Annotated in this window: 20 protein-coding genes; 7 read left to right on the forward strand and 13 right to left on the reverse strand. The window is 58.0% G+C overall.

Annotated features, from left to right (window positions below; translation table 11 throughout):
* Positions 1-125: 125 nt before the first annotated feature.
* Both glpK and ABLU67_RS21585 read right to left on the reverse strand, forming a co-directional pair.
* Positions 126-1637: a glycerol kinase GlpK gene (glpK, locus tag ABLU67_RS21580; protein WP_004126722.1), complete on the reverse strand. Its 1512-nt coding sequence runs from the start codon at positions 1635-1637 to the stop codon at positions 126-128.
* Positions 1638-1658: 21 nt separating this feature from the next.
* Positions 1659-2510 carry an MIP/aquaporin family protein gene (locus ABLU67_RS21585; RefSeq protein ID WP_004855525.1) on the reverse strand — a complete coding sequence of 284 codons (852 nt, stop codon included), beginning with the start codon at positions 2508-2510 and terminating at the stop codon, positions 1659-1661.
* A 442-nt stretch (positions 2511-2952) separates the two neighbouring features.
* On the opposite strand from ABLU67_RS21585, the gene zapB reads away from it, so the two are divergent.
* From zapB to ABLU67_RS21605, 4 genes are all read left to right on the forward strand, one after another.
* On the forward strand, positions 2953-3198 hold the full coding sequence (gene zapB / locus ABLU67_RS21590; RefSeq protein ID WP_009652751.1) for a septal ring assembly protein ZapB: 246 nt from the start codon (positions 2953-2955) through the stop codon (positions 3196-3198).
* 151 nt (positions 3199-3349) lie between these two features.
* Positions 3350-4339, forward strand: coding sequence for a sulfate ABC transporter substrate-binding protein (locus ABLU67_RS21595; RefSeq protein ID WP_004126718.1), 990 nt, complete (start codon positions 3350-3352; stop codon positions 4337-4339).
* Between the two features lie 197 nt (positions 4340-4536).
* On the forward strand, positions 4537-5292 hold the full coding sequence (locus tag ABLU67_RS21600) for a CDP-diacylglycerol diphosphatase (protein WP_047722814.1): 756 nt from the start codon (positions 4537-4539) through the stop codon (positions 5290-5292).
* Between the two features lie 73 nt (positions 5293-5365).
* Positions 5366-6670, forward strand: a complete 1305-nt coding sequence (locus tag ABLU67_RS21605; RefSeq protein WP_102803691.1) for an SLC13 family permease — start codon at positions 5366-5368, stop codon at positions 6668-6670.
* A gap of 94 nt (positions 6671-6764) precedes the next feature.
* Here the strand turns inward: ABLU67_RS21605 and tpiA are convergent, their stop codons facing one another.
* Together tpiA and ABLU67_RS21615 are read right to left on the reverse strand one after the other, a co-directional pair.
* Positions 6765-7532 (reverse strand): triose-phosphate isomerase, encoded by a 768-nt coding sequence (tpiA, locus tag ABLU67_RS21610; protein ID WP_004855521.1) that lies wholly within the window; start codon positions 7530-7532, stop codon positions 6765-6767.
* Positions 7533-7640: 108 nt separating this feature from the next.
* Positions 7641-8240: a DUF1454 family protein gene (locus ABLU67_RS21615; protein ID WP_004855520.1), complete on the reverse strand. Its 600-nt coding sequence runs from the start codon at positions 8238-8240 to the stop codon at positions 7641-7643.
* Between the two features lie 112 nt (positions 8241-8352).
* Here ABLU67_RS21615 and ABLU67_RS21620 point away from each other — a divergent pair, with 112 nt between their 5' ends.
* Positions 8353-8781, forward strand: a complete 429-nt coding sequence (locus ABLU67_RS21620; protein WP_004126694.1) for a DUF805 domain-containing protein — start codon at positions 8353-8355, stop codon at positions 8779-8781.
* On the opposite strand, the gene fpr is transcribed toward ABLU67_RS21620, so the two are convergent.
* The 7 genes from fpr to gmk all read right to left on the reverse strand — a co-directional run bounded on the left by fpr (position 8782) and on the right by gmk (position 16720).
* A complete protein-coding gene (gene fpr, locus ABLU67_RS21625; protein WP_014227260.1) occupies positions 8782-9528 on the reverse strand; it encodes a ferredoxin--NADP(+) reductase in 747 nt (248 codons plus the stop codon).
* Between the two features lie 96 nt (positions 9529-9624).
* A complete protein-coding gene (gene glpX, locus ABLU67_RS21630) occupies positions 9625-10635 on the reverse strand; it encodes a class II fructose-bisphosphatase (RefSeq protein WP_148851595.1) in 1011 nt (336 codons plus the stop codon).
* 53 nt (positions 10636-10688) lie between these two features.
* Positions 10689-12770, reverse strand: a complete 2082-nt coding sequence (gene recG / locus ABLU67_RS21635) for an ATP-dependent DNA helicase RecG (RefSeq protein ID WP_025107825.1) — start codon at positions 12768-12770, stop codon at positions 10689-10691.
* Positions 12771-12772: 2 nt separating this feature from the next.
* Positions 12773-13462 (reverse strand): tRNA (guanosine(18)-2'-O)-methyltransferase TrmH, encoded by a 690-nt coding sequence (trmH, locus tag ABLU67_RS21640; protein ID WP_004855515.1) that lies wholly within the window; start codon positions 13460-13462, stop codon positions 12773-12775.
* 165 nt (positions 13463-13627) lie between these two features.
* Positions 13628-15748 carry a bifunctional GTP diphosphokinase/guanosine-3',5'-bis pyrophosphate 3'-pyrophosphohydrolase gene (gene spoT / locus ABLU67_RS21645; protein WP_004855514.1) on the reverse strand — a complete coding sequence of 707 codons (2121 nt, stop codon included), beginning with the start codon at positions 15746-15748 and terminating at the stop codon, positions 13628-13630.
* An 18-nt stretch (positions 15749-15766) separates the two neighbouring features.
* The gene (gene rpoZ / locus ABLU67_RS21650) at positions 15767-16042 is read right to left on the reverse strand and encodes a DNA-directed RNA polymerase subunit omega (RefSeq protein ID WP_004106927.1); all 276 of its coding nucleotides are present in this window, start codon (positions 16040-16042) and stop codon (positions 15767-15769) included.
* Between the two features lie 54 nt (positions 16043-16096).
* Positions 16097-16720: a guanylate kinase gene (gene gmk / locus ABLU67_RS21655; protein ID WP_004126677.1), complete on the reverse strand. Its 624-nt coding sequence runs from the start codon at positions 16718-16720 to the stop codon at positions 16097-16099.
* Between the two features lie 257 nt (positions 16721-16977).
* Here gmk and ligB point away from each other — a divergent pair, with 257 nt between their 5' ends.
* Positions 16978-18654: an NAD-dependent DNA ligase LigB gene (gene ligB / locus ABLU67_RS21660; RefSeq protein WP_348852531.1), complete on the forward strand. Its 1677-nt coding sequence runs from the start codon at positions 16978-16980 to the stop codon at positions 18652-18654.
* Between the two features lie 5 nt (positions 18655-18659).
* Here the strand turns inward: ligB and ABLU67_RS21665 are convergent, their stop codons facing one another.
* Positions 18660-19277, reverse strand: a complete 618-nt coding sequence (locus ABLU67_RS21665; RefSeq protein WP_014227255.1) for a trimeric intracellular cation channel family protein — start codon at positions 19275-19277, stop codon at positions 18660-18662.
* Between the two features lie 274 nt (positions 19278-19551).
* Between ABLU67_RS21665 and ABLU67_RS21670 the strand changes: the two genes are divergently transcribed.
* Entirely contained in the window at positions 19552-20811 is a 1260-nt protein-coding gene (locus ABLU67_RS21670; RefSeq protein ID WP_224225674.1) for a chloride channel protein, read from the forward strand.
* A 73-nt stretch (positions 20812-20884) separates the two neighbouring features.
* Here the strand turns inward: ABLU67_RS21670 and ABLU67_RS21675 are convergent, their stop codons facing one another.
* Positions 20885-21748: a YicC/YloC family endoribonuclease gene (locus ABLU67_RS21675; RefSeq protein WP_004126669.1), complete on the reverse strand. Its 864-nt coding sequence runs from the start codon at positions 21746-21748 to the stop codon at positions 20885-20887.
* Between the last annotated feature and the right edge of the window lie 42 nt (positions 21749-21790).

Consider the following 21790-nt stretch of genomic DNA (forward strand, 5'->3'; position numbering starts at 1 on the left):
TATATATCGACGCGGTTTCTCCCCGGCTCGCGCCGCGCTTAGCCGGGCTACGGGGGTGTGCGGTCTGCGGGCTGTGTAGCCCGGCTAAGGCGTTTACGCCGCCAGCCGGGAATACTTCCCCCATCTTACGCTTCGTCGTGCTCTTCCCACGCCAGCGCGCGTTTTACCGCTTTCTTCCAGCCGCTGTAGCGATAGTTACGCTCGGTGGTTTCAATCCCCGGACGGAACTCGCGTTCGATGACCGCTTTCTCCTGCAATTCATCCAGGTTTTGCCAGAAACCGACCGCCAGACCGGCCAGATAGGCTGCGCCCAGCGCGGTGACTTCGCGGACTTCCGGGCGTTCCACGCGGGTGCCGAGAATATCGGACTGGAACTGCATCAGGAAGTTGTTGGCGACCGCGCCGCCGTCAACGCGCAGGGCGTGGAGACGGATCCCGGAGTCAGCCTGCATCGCTTCCAGCACGTCGCGGGTCTGATAGGCAATCGACTCCAGGGTGGCGCGAATAATATGGTTGGAGTTCACGCCGCGGGTCAGGCCGAAGATCGCGCCGCGGGCATACGGGTCCCAGTACGGGGCGCCGAGTCCGGTAAAAGCCGGAACCACGTACACGCCATTGGTATCCTTCACTTTGGTGGCGAAATATTCGGAATCGAACGCGTCGCTAATCAGCTTCATCTCATCGCGCAGCCACTGAATAGAGGCGCCAGCCATAAACACCGCGCCTTCCAGCGCATAGTTCACCTCACCGCGCGGGCCGCAGGCGATAGTCGTCAGCAGGCCGTGCGTTGACGTCACCGCTTTCTCGCCGGTATTCATCAGCATAAAGCAGCCGGTACCGTAGGTGTTTTTCGCCATCCCCTCTTTCACGCACAGCTGGCCGAACAGCGCCGCCTGCTGGTCGCCCGCGATGCCGGCGATCGGAATACGCGTCCCGCCCTTACCGCCGATGTTGGTCTGGCCGTACACTTCGGAAGATTTGCGCACTTCCGGCAGCATGGCGCGCGGGATATCCAGCGCGTCGAGCATTTTGTCGTCCCAGTCCAGCTCGTGGATATTAAACAGCATGGTACGCGAGGCGTTAGTGTAGTCGGTTACGTGAACGCGTCCCTGGGTCATTTTCCAGATAAGCCAGGTGTCTACGGTACCGAACAGCAGCTCGCCGCGTTTAGCGCGTTCGCGCGCGCCTTCGACGTGGTCGAGGATCCACTTCACTTTGGTGCCGGAGAAGTAGGGGTCAACCACCAGGCCGGTGGCCTTGCGGATGTACTCTTCCATGCCGTCGCGCTTGAGCTGTTCGCAGATCTCGGCGGTACGGCGGCACTGCCAGACGATGGCGTTATAAATCGGCTTCCCGGTTTCGCGCTCCCACACGATGGCGGTTTCACGCTGGTTGGTGATGCCGATCGCCGCGATTTCATCGGAGCTGATATCGGCTTTTGCCAGCACTTCGACCAGCGTAGAGCTTTGCGATGCCCAGATCTCCATCGGGTCGTGTTCAACCCAGCCTGGACGCGGATAAATTTGTTCGAATTCTCGCTGAGAAACGCTGACGATATTGGCATCGTGATCCATTACCACGGCGCGGGAGCTGGTGGTGCCCTGGTCGAGCGCTACGATATATTTTTTGTCGGTCATAGTATGAGTCCCGTAGTCAGATTACAGCGAAGCTTTGTGTTGCGTCGTAGAGGGGGATGCGGCTTCTTTCTCTTCGACGACGCAGGTGTCGCAAGGCAGGTGGCGGCCAATCAGCTTGCGGTAGCAGAATGCGCCCAGCGCAGCACCGACGATTGGCGCACACAGCGGCACCAGGAAATAAGGAATATCTTTGCCGCCGGTGAAGGCGACGTTGCCCCAGCCTGCCAGCCAGGCGAAGGCTTTCGGTCCGATATCACGCGCCGGGTTCATGGCGAAGCCGGTCAGCGGGCCCATGGATGCGCCGATGACGGCGATCAGCAGACCAATCAGCAGCGGCGCCAGCGGGCCACGCGGCACGCCGTTACCATCGTCGGTCAGCGCCAGAATGACGCCCATCAGGATAGCGGTAATCACCATTTCTACCGCGAAGGCCTGCACAAAATTGATATGCGGATTCGGATAGGTGGAGAAAATGCCTGCCAGCTCGAGACTTTCGACGCTACCGCGCACCATATTGTGGGTATGTTCGAAATCGAAGAAAAGATTGTAATAAAGCCCGTAAACTAAAGCCGCAGCGCAAAAGGCGCCAGCGAATTGCGCAACGATAAATGGAACAACTTTACGACCGTCAAAGCAGGCGAACAGCCACAGCGCGATGGTGACCGCCGGGTTAAGGTGCGCACCGGAAACCCCTGCGGTCAGGTAAATCGCCATGGCGACGCCCAGACCCCAGATGATGCTGATTTCCCACTGACCGAAGCTGGCTCCCGCGACCTTAAGCGCAGCGACGCACCCAACGCCGAAAAAGATCAACAACCCGGTACCGAGGAACTCTGCGATGCACTGGCCTTTTAGTGTTGATGTTTGGCTCATAATCGAATCCTGAAGCGTAGTGATGATTATTGTATGTGTGAAGGTCGCAGGCGACCACGCTGCCATGTAGGCATAGTGTTAATTTATCGTTAACGAACAAAAACGAGAAATATCGAAATTCAAATGTGTGTACCACGTCAAGAAAATGAGCGTTTTCGCGCCATAAACGCGTGTTCGGCCTTTTGCGGGAGCGTTTCACCGCACATTTTTTTACGTGTTGATTAACAATTACGAAAAAGTACCGGGTAAAAGCGGCGAACGGACCAGGTAAAGGCTGAAAAGTGTTGCAAACCGCAATCTACGCGGGTTGTCGCTGGACAGGGGAGGCGGGGCTTCATACAATCGACTACATCACCACTGTAGTGCGCTAATTTTCGTTAAGGCGTCAACGCGTATACGAAACGGACGGTTTCTATCAACGCCTTGCAAGTTCAGGAGAGGTATGACGATGTCATTAGAAGTGTTTGAGAAATTAGAATCTAAAGTTCAGCAGGCGATTGATACCATCACTCTGTTACAGATGGAAATCGAAGAGCTGAAAGAGAAGAACAACACGCTGGCGCAGGAAGTACAGAGCGCGCAGCACAGCCGTGAAGAGCTTGAGCGTGAAAACGGTCAGCTGAAAGAACAGCAGCAGGGCTGGCAGGATCGTCTGCAGGCGCTGCTGGGCCGCATGGAAGAAGTCTGATGCTTCCCGCCCCCTCCCGTTCGGGAGGGGGCAAACTCTCCCCCGCTCTATATACTCACAAGTTATAGCCAATCTTTTTTTATTCTTTAATCATCAGTCCGCTTTCTGGCACGCTTAATCCATCACAACACTACATAAAGAGAGCGGTGCGATGAATAAGTGGGGCGTGGGGTTAACTCTGTTGCTGGCATCCGCCAGCGTTCTGGCAAAAGACATTCAACTATTAAACGTTTCTTACGATCCAACGCGCGAGCTGTACGAACAGTACAACAAAGCCTTTAGCGCGCACTGGAAACAAGAAACCGGCGACAACGTGGTGATTCGTCAGTCCCACGGCGGCTCCGGCAAACAGGCGACCTCGGTGATCAACGGCATTGAAGCCGACGTGGTGACCCTTGCGCTGGCCTATGACGTCGATGCGATTGCCGAGCGTGGCCGAATCGACAAAAACTGGCTGAAGCGTCTGCCGGATAACTCCGCGCCTTATACCTCAACCATCGTGTTCCTCGTACGCAAAGGCAACCCGAAGCAGATTCACGACTGGAACGACCTGATTAAACCGGGCGTGTCGGTGATTACCCCGAACCCGAAAAGCTCCGGCGGCGCGCGCTGGAACTATCTGGCGGCATGGGGCTATGCCCTGCACCAGAACAATGGCGATCAGGCGAAGGCGCAAGAGTTCGTAAAAGCGCTGTTTAAGAACGTCGAAGTACTGGATTCCGGCGCCCGTGGCGCGACCAACACCTTCGTGGAACGTGGGATCGGCGATGTGCTGATTGCCTGGGAAAACGAAGCCCTGCTGGCGACCAACGAACTGGGTAAAGACAAATTTGAGATCGTGACCCCGAGCGAATCGATTCTCGCCGAGCCGACGGTTTCCGTGGTGGATAAAGTGGTCGACAAGAAGGGCACTCGCCAGGTGGCGGAAGCGTATCTGAAGTACCTCTACTCGCCGGAAGGCCAGGAGATTGCGGCGAAGAACTTCTATCGTCCGCGCGATCCTGAGATAGCGAAAAAATACGCGAATGAGTTCCCGAAACTGAAGCTGTTCACCATCGATGACGTGTTTGGCGGCTGGACGAAAGCGCAGAAAGAGCACTTTTCCAACGGCGGCACCTTCGACCAGATAAACCAGCGTTAAATAGCCTCTCCTTATCCCCGCTTGCGCTGCGCTTAGCGGGGATACAACTCTTGTCGCCCGGACAGGCGTAAGCCGCGACCCGGGGCTGAGAAGTCTGGTAGCGCCGCCTCCGGGAAAACACACCGAACCTCTTCCTGTTTTCATTTGGTCATCAAACTGCGTTACTCTTCCGTTTCTGGCTGAGACAGGAAAAAATAATGCGAAGAGTACGATACCTTTTATTAGCGCTGCTGGTGGTCGTTGTGGCGGCGATAGCCGGCGGCTACTACTGGCTTCATTCCGGCAACCCTGATGCGTTGCGCAAAATTGTTCTGCAACAGTGCGTCCCCAATCAACAGCAGCACCAGAATCCCGCGCCCTGTGCGGAAGTGAACCTCAAGGGCGGCTATGTGCTGTTTAAAGACCGCAATGGCCCGCTGCAGTATCTGCTGATGCCGACTTACCGTATTAACGGCACCGAAAGTCCGCTGCTGCTTAATCCCCTGACGCCGAACTTCTTCTGGCAGGCCTGGCAGGGGCGCGAAATCATGAGCCAGCATCGTGGTTCCGCCGTATCGGATGACGCGGTCTCCTTGACCATCAACTCGCGCAGCGGACGCACGCAAAATCATTTCCATATCCATATCTCCTGCCTGCGTCCCGATGTCCGTACCCAGCTGGACAAGGACGCACCCGCTATCAGCAGCCGCTGGTTGCCGCTGCCCGGTGGACTACTGGGCCACGAATATCTGGCGCGTCGGGTCACCGAAACGGAGCTGGCGCAGCGCAGCCCGTTCCTGATGCTGGCCGAAGAGGTGCCGGAAGCGCGTGAACATATGGGCCGTTTTGCGCTGGCGATGGCAAAGCAGAGCGATGGCTCGCTGGTGCTGCTGGCCACCGAGCGTAACCTGCTAACGCTTAATCGCGCATCGGCGGAAGAGATTCAGGATCACAGCTGCGCAATCCTGCAATAGCCCCACCATATCTGGCGTTTACCTGTCTTATCGTCCGTCGTATTCTTGCTGAAAAAATCGACAGGAGACAGGTATGTCGCTCTGGTTGTCCCACCCTCTGTTCCTTCCTTCTATCATCGTCGGCATCACTATTCTCCTCTGGGCGACTTCGCTACTGCCGGAGTTTATGACCGCGCTGCTGTTTTTTGCCGCGGCGATGATCGCCAAAATCGCGCCGCCGGAGGTCATTTTCGGCGGCTTTGCCTCATCGGCGTTCTGGCTGGTGTTCAGCGGATTTGTGCTGGGGATCGCGATACGCAAAACCGGGCTGGCGGACAGGGCGGCCCGGTCGCTCTCGTCGCGGCTGACCGACTCCTGGCCGCTGATGGTCGGCAGCGTGGTGCTGCTCAGCTATGCGCTGGCGTTTGTGATGCCGTCCAATATGGGGCGTATCGCGCTGCTGATGCCGATTGTGGCGGCAATGGCCAGGCGTGCCGGCATTGAAGAGGGGACGCGCCCGTGGTTTGGCCTGGCACTGGCAGTGGGGTTCGGGACCTTCCAGCTGTCTGCCACCATCCTGCCCGCCAACGTCCCGAATCTGGTGATGAGCGGCGCGGCGGAGGGATCGTATGGTATCCATTTGAATTATCTTCCCTATTTACTGCTGCATACGCCTGTGCTCGGCTGGCTCAAAGGGGCTGTGCTGATCGCCCTGATATGCTGGCTGTTTCCCGGAAAACCGTACCCGCCGCGCGACATGACGCCGCTGCCGCCGATGAGCCGCGATGAGAAGCGCCTGGCGTGGCTGCTGGTGGTAGTGCTGACGCTCTGGGTGACGGAGAGCTGGCACGGCGTGGGGCCGGCCTGGACGGGGCTGGCGGCGGCGGTGATAACGCTGCTGCCGCGGGTCGGTTTTATCAGCGGCGAGGAGTTTTCCAGCGGCGTGAATATCCGCACCTGTATTTACGTCGCCGGGATTTTGGGGCTGGCTATCACCGTGACGCAAACCGGTATCGGCGGCGTGGTGGGGAATGCCCTGCTGCAGATTATGCCGCTGGATAAAGAGAGCCCGTTTACCAGCTTTCTCGCGTTGACCGGCATTACCAGCGCGCTGAACTTTATCATGACCGCTAACGGCGTACCGGCGCTGTATACCACCTTCGCGCAGAGCTTCTCCGATGCGACCGGCTTCCCGCTGCTGAGCGTGATTATGATTCAGGTGCTGGGGTACTCCACGCCGCTGCTGCCGTATCAGGCGTCACCGATTGTCGTGGCGATGGGGCTAGGGAAAGTGCCTGCGCGGGCGGGAATGCTGCTGTGTATCGCGCTGGCGGCGGTAAGCTATTTGATTCTGCTGCCGCTGGACTACCTGTGGTATCAGGCGTTGGGGAAACTGTAGGCTGCACCGCTCGGGGATTTTTCCGGAACCTGGCCGGGCAACCGGGCGATAACCCCGGTTGCAAAGCGCGACCGGGGAAAGGCCTTAAAGCGAATTACGCTTTTTTCGCGGCTTCTGCTGCTTTAACGATCACCGCGAAAGCGTCAGCTTTCAGGGATGCGCCGCCAACCAGCGCGCCGTCGATGTCCGGCTGGGTGAACAGCTCTGCTGCGTTGCCCGCGTTAACGGAACCGCCGTACTGGATGATCACTTGTTCAGCCACTTTCGCATCGGCTTTAGCGATGTGGTCGCGAATGAATTTGTGTACAGCCTGAGCCTGAGCCGGGGTAGCGGATTTGCCGGTACCGATCGCCCATACGGGTTCATAAGCGATAACCGCGCCTTCGAACGCCGCCGCGCCCTGGGTTTTCAGAACGGCGTCGATCTGACGCGCGCACACTTCTTCCGTTTTGCCCGCTTCGTTTTCCGCTTCGGTTTCACCGATGCACAGAACCGGGATCAGACCCTGCTCTTTCAGTACCGCGAATTTCCTGGCGATAAACTCGTCGGACTCTTTGTGGTAGGTACGGCGCTCGGAGTGGCCGATGATGATGTATTCAGCGCCGATGTCTTTCAGCATTTCGGCAGAGGTTTCGCCAGTGAACGCGCCGGACAGGTTCAGGTCAACGTTTTGCGCGCCCAGGTGAATGTGGCTGCCCGCAGCGGCTTGTTTAGCCAGGTCGATGTACATCTCAGGCGGAGCAATGGCAACTGCACAGCCGGTTACGCCAGCCAGTTCGGTACGCAGGTTCGCGACCAGTTCGTTTACCATGTGGCGGCTGCCGTTCAGTTTCCAGTTACCCATCACTAAAGGATGTCGCATTTTTATTCTCCACGCTTTAAAGCGAATTAAGGAATATAGCCGCCCCCGCGGGCAGCATGGTCTGTGAAACAGTATAGAGATTCATCACTGGAAAGGCTTTGCTTTTTGTCATTTATTGTTGTTTTCCAGCGTTTCAGATAGCGCCAGCTTAATCGGTTCAACAGCGAAGGTCAGCCCCTTTTCGCCGTTGTCCGCCACTACATAGCGCACAGCACCTTCCGTTTCGGAGAAGTAACGTTTGCCTTTTCCGGCGGTCAGCAGTTTCTGCAGCTTCTGCTGGCTTTGCGTCAGGCTGAGCGTGGGTACGAACGCGCGCATCACGGCGCTCATATACTCCTGGGCTCTCGCTTTCGCCGCTTTCTGCTGCGGCCCCTGAATCGGTAGCCAGGTGATCTGCATCGATTTAATTTTGAGCGTGCCGCGTTCAAGCGCGGTCGACGCGTAAAGGTTCTCATTGATCTTCGTGGCGGCGCGGGTCAGGTTTGCCTGGTCTTTGCTGGCGGCGACGGCGCGAAATTCATTGAGCGATAGCTTCGGGTTATCGTTGTTGAATTTTTCCCGAAACTCGCTGATGGAAATATCAAAGGCCGGCGCGCCGGAGAGAAGATAGGGCGCCGTAGCGCTGGCGTCTGACTCGGCGGACAACGCTTTTTGGCCGACGGATAATGCCGCCAGCCCAATTAAACATAAGGTTGCCCACTTCTTCATGCCCATCTTCCCTTTTTTTATCTGCTGACGATTAAAACGAGAACCGTCACGCTTGTCAAAAAGTCACGCCTTCAGGGTAAACTACGTCGGTGATGATGATAAGGAATAAAACATGACCCTACAGCAGTGGCTATTCTCAATTAAAGGGCGGATTGGACGTCGCGACTTCTGGATCTGGATCGCTATCTGGATAATGACCATGAGCGCGCTGTTCACGCTGGCCGGTAGTAACCTTCTCAATTTACAGACGGCGGCTTTTATTCTGGTGTGCCTGCTGTGGCCGACGGCGGCGGTGACCATTAAACGCCTGCACGATCGGGGTAAATCCGGGCTCTGGGCGCTGCTGATGATTCTGGCGTGGATGCTGCTGGCGGGCAACTGGTCGATGCTGCCTGGGGTCTGGCAGTGGGGCGTCGGGCGGTTTATACCGACGTTGATTATCGTCATGATGCTGATCGACCTGGGCGCGTTTGTCGGTACCCAGGGCGCGAATAAGTTTGGTAAAGAGACGCTGGACGTGCGCTGGAAAGCGGAATCCTGATTACCAGTAGTGTTCGGCGGTCATATGACCCGGCCGGCGACGCAGGTGCTTGCTCATCTGCCGGGTCTCTTTCAGCAGCTGCTGGGTGTCGCGCACCATCTGCGGGTTACCGCACAGCATGACGTGGCTGCTCTCGGCGTTCATCGGCAGGCCGACGGCCTCTTCCAGCGCGCCGGTTTCAATCAGGAACGGGATACGTCCCGTGAGCATGCCCGGCGCGGTTTCCCGGCTCACGACCGACTGGATGCGCAGTTTGCCCGCATAGCGCGCTTCCAGCGCCTGCATCTGCGGCAGATAGCTGAGGTCGGCGGCATAGCGCGCGGCGTGCACCAGTACCAGGTTTTTAAAGCGATCCAGGTCCTTCCCTTCTTCCAGAATTGACAGGTACGGGCCAATCGCCGTGCCGGTGGCGAGCATCCATAGGGTGTCGCAATCCGGCACCTCTTCCAGCACGAAGAAACCGGCGGCTTCGCTGACCACCTGGACTTCATCGCCCGGCTTCAGAGCCGCCAGCCGCGGGCTGAGCTTGCCCTCCGGAACCGTCACCAGATAGAACTCAAGATCGGGGTTGCTGGGGGCGTTGACGTAGGAATAGGCGCGCTGCACGCGTTCTCCGTCTACGTCCAGCCCCAGTTTGGCAAACTGCCCAGCGGTGAAGGGCGCAACCGGCGCGTGAACGGTGAGGCTAAACAGTGCATCAGTCCAGTTCTGTACTTTTACCACTTTGCCCGTAACCCAGTTTGCCATAGCGACTCTCCTCTCAATCCTGTTAACGTATCTTCACCGCGACGAGAGCAGATTTCCAGCCCGAAAAGGCTGGAAAGCTCTATTGATCAAATGTTTTTACAGGATGTGCAGCTGAATATCCGGGTCTTTGCGATCGAGATAATGAATCGATTGAATACGGCGGATGGTGCGGGATTTACCGCGGATCAGCAGGGTTTCGGTGGTGGCCATATTGCCTTTACGGGTGATACCGTCCAGCAGATCGCCCTTGGTGATGCCGGTTGCCGAGAAAACCACGTTGTCGCTGCGCGCCATATCGTCCAGGCGCAGCACTTTGCCTGCTTCAATGCCCATCGCCTGACAGCGTGCCAGCTCGTTTTCGCCGATGCGGCGGTTCTCTTCGCTGTCGCCCTTCACGTGGTGACGCGCCAGCAGACGGCCGTTCATATCGCCGTCCAGCGCGCGGATCACCGCAGCGGAAACGACGCCTTCCGGCGCGCCGCCGATACCGTACATGACGTCAACTTCGCTGTCCGGCATGCAGGTCAGAATAGAGGCGGCAACGTCGCCGTCGGGGATGGCGAACACGCGCACGCCCAGCTTTTGCAGCTCAACAATGACGTCGTCATGGCGCGGCTTGGCTAAGATGGTGACCGTTAATTCACTCAGCGGCTTATTCAGCACGCGGGCGATGTTATGCAGGTTCTCCGCCAGCGGCAGGTTCAGATCGATGGTGCCCTTCGCTCCCGGGCCGACAATCAGCTTTTCCATGTACATATCTGGCGCATTCAGGAAACAGCCCTTATCGCCTACCGCCATGACCGCCAGCGCGTTCGCCTGGCCCATCGCCGTCATGCGGGTGCCTTCAATGGGATCGACGGCGATATCTACCGCATCGCCGTGGCCGGTACCGACGCGCTCGCCAATGTACAGCATCGGCGCTTCGTCGATTTCGCCTTCGCCAATCACGATAGTGCCGTCGATGTTGATCAGGTTGAGCATAATGCGCATGGCGTTGACGGCGGCGCCGTCGGCGGTATTTTTATCACCGCGGCCTAACCATTTGTAGCCTGCCAGCGCGGCGGCTTCGGTGACGCGCGAAAATTCGATGGCCAGTTCTCGTTTCATAATCCACTCATCTGAATAAAAATTATGCGCAGCGTGGCGAGATGACGTTCGCGCTACGCGTTGGAATAGCGTTCGGTTTCCGGCATCCAGCGCTCTATCAGCGCCTGTGCCTGCTGGGGATAGCGTTCGTGAATATGGCGGGCGATGCGCTGAACTTCCGGGATCATAGCCTGATCGCGCAATAAGTCCGCGACTTTAAATTCAGCGTTGCCGGTCTGACGGGTGCCGAGCAGCTCGCCGGGGCCGCGAATTTCAAGGTCTTTTTGGGCGATGACGAAACCGTCATTGCTATCGCGCAGAACCTGCAGGCGCTTCTGGGCGGTTTTTGACAGCGGCGATTTATAGAGCAGCACGCAGTGGGAGGCTACCGCACCGCGCCCGACGCGCCCTCGGAGCTGGTGCAGCTGCGCCAGCCCCAGACGCTCCGGGTTTTCGATGATCATCAGGCTGGAGTTGGGCACGTCCACGCCGACTTCAATCACCGTGGTGGCGACCAGCAGATGCAGCTCGCCCTGCTTGAACGCGCTCATTACCGCCTGCTTCTCGGCGGATTTCATACGCCCGTGCACCAGGCCGATATTCAGCTCCGGCAGCGCGAGCTTCAGCTCTTCCCAGGTGGCTTCCGCCGCCTGAGCTTCCAGCAGATCCGACTCTTCAATCAGCGTACAAACCCAGTAGGCCTGGCGACCTTCGTGAGTGCAGGCGTGACGTACGCGGTCAATAATATCGCTGCGTCGCGTATCCGGAATGGCCACCGTCGTAACCGGCGTTCGGCCCGGCGGCAGTTCATCGATGACCGAGGTGTCGAGGTCGGCATACGCAGTCATCGCCAGGGTGCGCGGAATCGGCGTGGCGGTCATAATCAGCTGGTGCGGGTGAAATCCCTGCTGTTGCCCTTTCTCCCACAGCGCCAGCCGCTGATGGACGCCAAAACGGTGCTGCTCGTCGATAATCACCAACGCGAGGCCGTTAAACTGGACCTGCTCCTGAAAGATGGCGTGGGTGCCGACAATCATCTGTACCTGTCCGCTGGCGATAGCCTCCTGCTGCGCCAGGCGCGCTTTGCCTTTTTGTTTGCCAGCCAGCCAGCCCACCTCAACGCCCAGCGGTTCGAACCAGCTGCGGAAGTTATTGGCGTGCTGTTCAGCCAGCAGCTCGGTCGGCGCCATCAGCGCTACCTGTTTGCCGTGGGCGATGGCGCGCAGGGCGGCAAGCGCGGCGACCAGGGTTTTACCGGAGCCCACGTCCCCCTGCACCAGACGCATCATCGGCACGTCCAGCGCCATATCGCGTTCGATTTCAGCCGTGACGCGCGCCTGCGCGCCGGTCGGCGTAAAGGGGAGGGAGGCCAGCAGCTTATCTTTTAGCGTGTCGTTAGCGCTGAGCGCGAGGGCGTGGTAGCGCTGGGCGCCTGCCCGCAGCGCCAGCATGCTGAGGTTATGCGCCAGCAGCTCTTCCAGGATTAAGCGCCGCTGAGCCGGATGTTTGCCGCTTTCCAGCTCGCTAAGCTGTAACGTGGGCGGCGGGCGATGCAGCGTGCGCAAGGCGTCCGGCAGGCTCATCATCCCCTGCGCCAGCTCAGGCGGCAGTAGCTCGGCGATCGCGCAGGTTTCAAGCAGCTCCAGCGCCTGGTCGGTGAGCTTACGCAGCGTAGCCTGCTTGATGCCTTCAGTGGTGGGATATACCGGGGTCAGCGTTTCCTGTAAATCAGGGGTACTCATGTCGCCCTGAACCCGATATTCCGGATGGATCATCTCCGCCCCGTGCTTACCGCGCTTCGCCTCACCGTAGGCCAGCACGCGGCGCCCGGTTGCCAGGCTATTTTTCATCGCCGCGCTGAAGTTAAAAAAGCGCATGGTGAGGATGCCGGAGCCGTCGCTTATCTGGCAGGTCATCATCCGGCGGCCGCCGAAAGTGATGTTGCAGTTGAGGACTTCGCCTTCAACGGTGGCGTAAACGCCGGGCAGCAGTTCGCCGATGTGATACAGATGGGTGCGGTCTTCGTAGCGTAGCGGCAGGTGCAGAAGCAGATCCTGTACCGTATGCAGGCCGATTTTTGCCAGCTTACTGCTCTGGGCCGCGCCAACGCCCGTCAGGGAATTGAGCGGCACCGCATCCAGCAGACGGCCCTGCATGATTACTTCGCCGCCTGCATGGTGGCCCACCACGCGGCATCGGCTTCGACTTCGCCCTGCTCGTTGACGTGGGGGTAGGGAAGTCCCTTGCGTTTAGCGACCTTCGCCAGCACCGGATAGCCGCCTTCAAACAGCAGGCGCTGCTGGTCTTCTTCCGGCAGCATACTGTTCTCGCGCCGGTACATGCCGGCGTTCTGCCGCTGGCGCTGGGCTTCGTAGAGGATAAGCGCTGAGGCGACGGAAACGTTCAGCGACTGCACCATGCCAATCATCGGAATGATGATGTCCTGGTCCGCCAGGTCTAACGCTTCCTGCGTAATGCCGGTTTTCTCCTGCCCCATCAGGATACAGGTGGGACGGGTATAGTCGATTTCACGGAAATCGACCGCGTTATCAGAGAGATGGGTCGCCAGGATCTGCATGCCCTGGCCTTTTAAATGGGTGACGGCCTCGCCAATAGTACGGTGGGTTTTGACCTGCACCCAGCTATTGCTGCCGGCGGCCGCGGAGGCCATGGTACGCATACGGCTACCGGGCCAGATGGCGTGCACTTCATGCACGCCAACGGCGTCTGCGGTACGAATGACCGCAGAGACGTTATGAGGCTTATGGACCTGCTCCATGCAGACTGTCAGGTCAGGCTGGCGCCTGGCGAGCATCTCGCAGATACGCGCATAACGCTGTAAATTCATGATACTTCCATCCTTCGAATGACTCTTTAATCGCTGCGGATTACGCGGCCCATTCCTGGGCCTTGCCCTTTACGGGGCCGCTGTAAGCAGCGTTCAAATCTGCTCCCGGCAGATTTGTCATTCGCTTGCCGCCTTGACGCAATTTCGAATGATTTTGTGGAAGAGCTAGTTTCGGTTACGGGTGACTTTTATTACATCCGGCATGACGCGAATTTTGCGCATGATATTCGCCAGATGCACGCGGTCGCGCGCGGTAAGGCGAATAAAGGCGCTGTAAACGCGGCCATCTTTCTCTTCCGTATTCAGGCTTTGAATATTGGAAGAAGCGGTGTTGATCGCCGCGGTAAGATTCGCCAGGGCACCCTGATGGTTGAACATATCCACCTTGATTTCGGTGATAAATTCCTGCGCCGTCTCTTTGTCCCACTCGACCGCCATAAATTTCTCCGGCTCTTTCTGATAGCCGCGAATGTTACGACAGGACTCATGGTGAATAACCAGGCCTTTGCCCGGGCTGACGTGCGCGATAATCGGGTCGCCGGGGATCGGACGGCAGCATTTGGCGAAGGTGATCAGCACGCCATCCGCGCCTTTAATCGGCAGATGATTATGGCCGACAGGCGCTGGCTGTACAGGCACGGCGGTGGTTTCACCCTGCTGCAGGTTTTTTGCTACCACGACGCTCATGGCGTTGCCGAGGCCGATTTCGGCCAGCAGATCGTCAAGCGTGGTCAGCTTCATGCGCTCAAGTTCACGCTGAATGTTCTCGGGCGGGATCTCGGCCAGCTTGCGGCTACCGCCGAGGGCGTGATTGAGCAGGCGGCGCCCGAGGCTTACGGAGTCGTCGCGCTTAAGATTTTTCAGCAGCTGGCGAATTTTGGCGCGCGCTTTCGAGCTGACGACAAAGTTCAGCCATGCGGCGTTCGGACGTGCGCCCGGCGCGGTGATGATTTCCACCGTCTGGCCGCTGGAGAGCGACTGCGACAGCGGATACGGCTGGCGGTCGACGCGGGCGCCGACGCAGGCATGGCCGATGTCGGTATGCACCGCGTAGGCGAAATCCACCGGCGTCGCGCCGGCGGGCAGTTCGACAATGCGCCCTTCCGGGGTGAAAACGTAAATTTCATCCGGGAACAGATCGGATTTCACGCTCTCAATAAATTCAAATGAACTACCGGCGCTCTGCTGGAGCTCCAGCAGGCTCTGCATCCAGCGCTGGGCGCGGATTTGCGCCGTGGTGCTGCTCTCGCCGCCGTGCTCTTTATAAGCCCAGTGCGCCGCCACCCCCATTTCCGCCATCTGGTCCATGTCTTCGGTACGAATTTGTACCTCAACCGGGACGCCGTGCGGGCCGATCATCGAGGTGTGCAAAGATTGATAGCCGTTCGCCTTTGGAATGGCAATATAGTCTTTGACGCGACCCGGGCGCGGCTTATAAAGGCTGTGCATCTGGCCAAGCACGCGGTAGCAGGTGTCGGAATCATGGACAATCACGCGGAAAGCGTAGATATCCATAATCGAGTGAAAGCGCTGCTCTTTGAGCACCATCTTGCAGTAGATGGAGTACAAATGCTTTTCGCGACCGCTAACGCGACAGGGAATTCCCGCTTCCTGCAGGCGCCCTTCGATTTCGGAGAGGATCTTTTGAATCATCTCCTTACGGTTGCCGCGCGCCGCTTTAACCACCTCTTTAATGACGCGGTAGCGGTTAGGATACAGCGCCTCAAAGCCCAGCTCTTCGAGCTCGGTTTTGATGTGATGGATACCTAAACGGTGCGCCAGAGGGCTGTAGATTTCCAGCGTTTCGCGGGCGATGCGGCGGCGCTTGTCCGGGCGCAATGAGCCCAGCGTGCGCATATTATGGGTGCGGTCAGCGAGCTTGATAAGGATGACGCGGATATCCTGCACCATCGCCATAATCATTTTGCGAAAGTTTTCAGCCTGGGCCTCTTTCTTGTCGCGAAACTTAAGCTTATCAAGTTTTGACACCCCCTCTACCAGTTCAGCAACGCTTTTACCGAAAAGCTGCTCCATGTCCTGGTAGGTGGCGGGGGTATCTTCTATCACGTCGTGCAGCAGAGCGGCCATCAGCGTTTCATGGTCGAGTTTCATCTCGGCCAGGATACAGGCTACCGCTACCGGGTGCGTGATATAGGGTTCACCGCTTGAACGTGTCTGGCCCTCGTGAGCGTCACGTGCAACGAGATAAGCCTGCCGAAGACGTTTAATTTGCTCTTCGGGCAGGTAGTTTTGAATCAGCTGATTCAGGCTTTCAAACAGATACAAGGGCGACCCGCAGTGTGATTAACGACGACCTTCAGCAATAGCGGTAACGGCTTGTAATTCAGCGGCTTCCTGCTCTTGCTGTTCCTGGCGCTCACGAACGTCGAGGATCTTGTTGTTGATCAGACCTTCTTCGATTTCGCGCAGTGCGATAACGGTAGTTTTATCGTTTTCTTCCGGTACCAGCGGATCCTTTCCGCCTACCTGCATCTGACGAGCGCGACGCGCGGCGACCAGTACCAGGTCAAAACGGTTACCAATTTTCTCTACAGCGTCCTGAACAGTTACGCGTGCCATACTTAAAATGCTCCACAGGTGAAGAAATGACTGGGCATGATACTGAATGTGGGTTCAGTCTGCCAACAGTTTGGTGATTAAAGCGCCATGTCGCTGCTTTTGGCGGCTCATGCGCAGACGTTCGGCGCGAATAATAATTTTCAGATCGCTCAGCGCGGTATCAAAATCATCATTCACAATCAGGTAATCATACTCCGCGTAATGGCTCATTTCTGCAACTGCCTGCGCCATACGTTTTGCGATAACCTCTTCGCTGTCCTGACCGCGGCCGCGCAGGCGACGATCAAGCTCATCTTTTGACGGCGGCAGGATAAAAATGCTGCGCGCGCCGGGCATTCTGTTGCGGATTTGCTGCGCGCCCTGCCAGTCGATATCGAGGAAGACGTCGACGCCGGTCGCCAGTACCTGCTCGATAGCTTCGCGCGAGGTGCCGTAATAGTTGCCAAAGACTTCTGCATGTTCAAGAAAAGCGTCTCTGCCAATCATCGTCCTGAATTCGTCGTGATTCACAAAGAAATAGTGTTCACCGTGCACTTCACCCGGGCGCGGAGCGCGCGTGGTATGCGAAACAGAAACCTGAGAGTCGTACAGCGGTTGGGTTTTTAATAAAGCCTGAATCAGGCTGGATTTACCCGCGCCGCTAGGGGCGGAAACAATATAAAGCGTGCCTTGAGCCATGAGTGTCTTTTGTATGTGGTGGTCGAAATAGAGCTTACATACGAGCCTATTATACACGGCGGCACCGCGTGACGCAGTCCCTGTCACACTTTTTGCGTTCTTTCTTTCATTTTGCTTGCCGTTTCCCTGATTTCTCCGGGCGTTGCAGAAACAACGCAGAAAACCTGGATGCCTGCTCGCAGCGTTAAAAATCCCTCCTCGCGGACGAAAATACGCCTGCGGCACAATTGGTGACGAGAAAACAGGAGGGCATCGCGATGCAAAATGGAGTCTGGGCGCTGGTGCTGTGGATGCTGGTGGGAGACGGGCAGGCAGCCTGCCCCGCATGGCCGCAGGCCAGGGCCGATCGGGAGATTGAACGTCTCAGCCAGCAGATAACGGAATGGAAAAACGCCTACTGGCAGCAGGGGAGCAGTACGGTAAGCGATGAGGTCTATGACCAGCTTGCGGAGCGGCTGGCGTACTGGCGGCGCTGCTTCACCGGCGAGGCTCCCGCTCACGACGCGTCTCCTCCCCTAAAAGGGGAGGCCAGACATCCGGTGGCGCACACCGGCGTGCGTAAACTGGCAAATCAAGCCGACGTGGCGCGCTGGATGCGCGGTCAATCCGGCCTGTGGGTGCAGCCTAAAGTTGATGGCGTCGCGGTCACGCTCGTGTATCGGCAGGGGCGTCTGACCCAGGCGATAAGCCGGGGTAATGGCCTGGCCGGGGAAGACTGGACGGCCAGGGTCTTGCAGATCCCCTCCGTGCCTAAAGTCTCTGACGGCGTACTGGCGAATAGCGTTCTACAGGGTGAGCTGTTCCTGCTCCGCGAGGGGCACGTGCAAAAGCAGATGGGCGGCATGAACGCGCGGGCAAAAGTTGCCGGCATGATGATGCGCCAGCAGGCTGCGGCGGATCTTAATCAGCTGGGTCTCTTTATCTGGGCATGGCCCGATGGGCCGCAGGATATGAAACAGCGGCTGGCGCTGCTGCGGCAGGGCGGCTTTATTTACAGCGCGCTTTTTTCGCACCCTGTCGCGGATGCGCAGCAGGTGGAACAGTGGCGCCAGCGCTGGTTCACTTCACCGCTGCCTTTTGTCAGCGATGGCGTCGTAGTGCGGCGGGAAAAAGCATCTCCCGGGCGCTTCTGGGTTCCGGGTCAGGGCGATTGGGTCATCGCCTGGAAATACCCGCCCGCCTCGCGCGTCATGGAGGTTCGCCGTATCAGCTTTAGCGTCGGGCGCAGCGGTAAAATAGCCGTGGTGGCGCATCTGGAACCGCAGATGCTGGACGATAAGCGCGTGCAGCGAGTGAGCGTCGGTTCGGTATCCCGCTGGTACAATCTGGATATCGGTATTGGCGACCAGCTGCAAATCAGCCTTGCCGGGCAGGGGATACCGCGCATCGATTCGGTCGTCTGGCGCACGGCTCAGCGTAATAAACCCCAGCCACCGGCGGCGCGTTTCAATGCTTTAACCTGCTATTTTGCCACGCCCGAGTGTGCGGAACAGTTTCTTTCGCGGCTGGTCTGGCTCTCATCCCGATCGGTTCTCGATATTGACGGCGTGGGAGAAGCGCTATGGCGGTCCCTGCATGACGCGCGCAGCATGGAGCATCTCTTTTCATGGCTGGCGTTTACGCCGGAGCGGCTGCAAGCCATACCGGGGGTCTCGACGCTGCGCGGGCAGAGGCTGTGGCACCAGTTCAATCTTGCGCGCGAACGGCCTTTTCTGCGCTGGATCCAGGCGATGGGAGTCCCTATACCGAAGACGGCGTTTGCCCGGCTGAAGGAGGATGACTGGCGACGGATGCAGGAGCGAAACGAAGAGCAGTGGCGGCGCCTGCCGGGGATCGGGGCGGAAAGAGCGCGGCAGCTGGTGACGTTCTTACATCACCCGGATGTTGCCGCACTGGCGAAGTGGCTAAGCGGGCAACGCGTTCCGGGATTCTGAAAGCATTAATGTGCGCTATGGTTGTAGTTAAATACCGGCAGGCCCAGCTTCCAGCGCAGCGCCAGCATGCGGGCGGTAAAGCCGAACAGCAGGGTGGAGATCACCACCACATCGTGGTTGCTGACGTAATGCTGAAGCGCGATGTATAAAATCGCGGCGGCGAATGACACTCCGGCGTAAAGCTCTTTCTGGAACACCAGCGGGATACGCTTGCAGAACATATCGCGCAGCACGCCGCCAAAAACGCCGGTGATGACGGCGGCAATGGAGGCGATGACCGGGCCCTGGCCCATATCCAGCGCGATCTGGGCGCCAATAATAGAGAACACGATCAGGCCGAGCGCATCAAGCACCAGAAACAGGCGGCGCAGATGCGGCATCACCGGCGCGGCAATCGTAGTCAGGACCGCAGCAATGGCGACAATAATGACGTACTCGGGGTGCTGCACCCAGCCCAGAGGATAGTGGCCGAGCAGAATATCGCGCACTGAACCGCCTCCGAGGGCCGTCGCGGTGGCAATGATAATGACGCCAAACGTATCCATACGGCGGCGCCCGGCAGCCAGCGCGCCGGTCATGGCTTCCGCCGTAATCCCAATCAGATAAAGAATATGAAGCAGCATAAATCCCCCACGGTGATGGCGGAAGGTTAACGATTTGTGCGCAAGATCACGATTGAGATTTTCTAAAGTGAATGAATTTAACCTGATTAAACTAATGCACGATCGGTTTAAATCGGCTGAATTTAACGGTTCATTTGTCATTTATTCATTTCTAGTGATTATAAAAAGTAATGTGAAAGCCGTCGATGCGTATCGATATTGAAAACGCGATGAATACCTGTTGTTTAACTCTCGACCTTTATCCTTTTATTTTCCTCCTTCAGGGCCTGAGAAAATGACTGCAGCAGCTGGCAATAAAAACTATCTCACCCGCCTGATTGCCGTTGTGCTGACGGGGCTGCTTGCCGGCATCTCAGGCATGGTTCTGGCGCTGATTTTACACGCGATTCAGCACCTGGCCTTTGGCTACAGCCCCGGGCAGATCGTGAGCGCGGAGTCATTTCTACAGGGCGTCACGGATTCATCCTGGCCTCGTCGCCTCTCGGCAATCGTCGCGGGGGGAGCCATCGCAGGATTCGGCTGGTGGCTCCTTGGGCGCTATGGGCAGAAGCGAGTCTCAATAGCGTCAGCGGTGGCAAATCCTTCGGTGGCAATGCCTGCGGGTACTACAACGATTCATGCCCTGTTGCAGATCGTCACCGTGGCGCTGGGCTCTCCGCTTGGCCGCGAAGTCGCTCCGCGGGAAATGGGCGCGCTGGGGGCAGGGATGGTGGCGCGTAAGCTGGGACTGCTGGCGGATGAAACCCGAACGCTGGTTGCCTGCGGCGCCGGTGCGGGCCTGGCGGCGGTGTATAACGTTCCGCTGGCCGGTGCGTTATTCAGCCTTGAGGTAATGCTGCTGTCGTTTAGCTGGGAGAAAACGCTGGCGGCGATTATCACCTCGGCGATTGCCGCGTGGACGGCAACGCTCGGGTTAGGCGAGGAATCGCAATACCATTTTACTTCCGACATCCTGCCGCATTCATTTCTCTGGTGGGCGATTATCGCTGGCCCCATTCTTGGCGCCGGGGCCTGGCTCTTTCGCAAAGCGACCAGCACGGCTCGCTCGCACGTTCGAAGCAACTGGCAGATGCCGGTTTTCTGTCTGCTGGCGTTTTCCCTGCTTGCCGCCCTCAGCCTCTATTTCCCCCAGCTTCCGGGAAACGGTAAAGGGCCTATGCAGCTGGCTCTCAGCGATGAACTGGGCTTCCCCGGGGCGGCGATGCTGCTGGCGCTGAAAATGGTGGTGATTCTGGCGGTGCTGCGCGGCGGCGCGGAGGGCGGGCTGCTGACGCCGGGGCTGGCGGTCGGCGGCCTGACCAGCCTGCTGCTGTGTATGCTCTGGCAACAGCTGCTTCCCGGCGGAGATTACGGCAGTTTTGCTCTCGTCGGCGCGGCGGCGTTTCTCGCTGCATCCATGCAGATGCCGCTCACAGCGGTCGCGCTGGTGATGGAGTTCACCCACATGGATCACAACTATCTGGCCCCCACGCTGCTGTGCGCCGCAGGGGCATTTTTAACCTGCCGGATATTGGATAAGAACTACGCCTTCTGAAACGCAGCGAAAATAAAAGGCCATGATTTACCATGGCCTTTTGTCCGTGCGTGGGTTGGCGAGCGAAAAACCGTTACTCGATGTTCTGAATCTGCTCGCGCATTTGTTCGATCAGCACCTTCAGCTCAATGGCGGAGTTCGTCACTTCGGCATTGATTGATTTAGACGCCAGGGTGTTCGACTCGCGGTTGAACTCCTGCATCATAAAGTCGAGGCGGCGACCGACCGCTTCTTTCTTCTTCAGGATATTCCACGTCTCTTTCACGTGCGCTTCCAGACGATCCAGCTCTTCGGCGACGTCTATACGCTGCGCCATCAGCACCAGCTCCTGCTCGAGGCGGTTGTTTTCCAGCTGCACTTCCGCATCTTCCAGCTTGGCAACCAGACGCTCGCGCTGCCACTGCAAAATTTCCGGCATATGGGCACGTACTTTAGCCACCTCGGCCGTCACGCCGTCGAGACGCTGTTCGATCAGCGCTTTCAGCGCCTGGCCTTCGGTTTCGCGGGCGACGATAAAGTCATCCAGCGCACCGTTTAACGCGCCCAGAATTTCGGCGGCAATGGCGTCCAGATCCTGTTCATGGGCCGACATCACGCCAGGCCAGCGCAGAATATCTACCGGATTGATTTCGCCTTCGTCGCTCTGCATTTTGACCCAGTTGGCGGCGTTAACCAGCTGCTTTGCCAGTTTTTCGTTAAGGATCAGCTCACCCTGCGCGCTCGGGTCCTGCTCAAAACGCAGGGTACATTCGACTTTACCGCGGGTCAGACGGGAGCGAATACGTTCACGCACCACGGGCTCCAGGCTACGGAACTGCTCCGGCAGGCGGAAGTAGGTTTCCAGATATCGTTGGTTTACCGAGCGCAGTTCCCACGCGGCGCTACCCCATTCACCCTTGATTTCACGCCGGGCGTAGGCGGTCATACTGCGGATCATAGACGTTCCTGTTTTTAAAGGAGAGTGGGGTGGATTATAGCT

The organism is Klebsiella sp. GN_Kp190, assembly GCF_040061795.1.
In the GTDB taxonomy this organism is placed as follows: domain Bacteria; phylum Pseudomonadota; class Gammaproteobacteria; order Enterobacterales; family Enterobacteriaceae; genus Klebsiella; species Klebsiella michiganensis.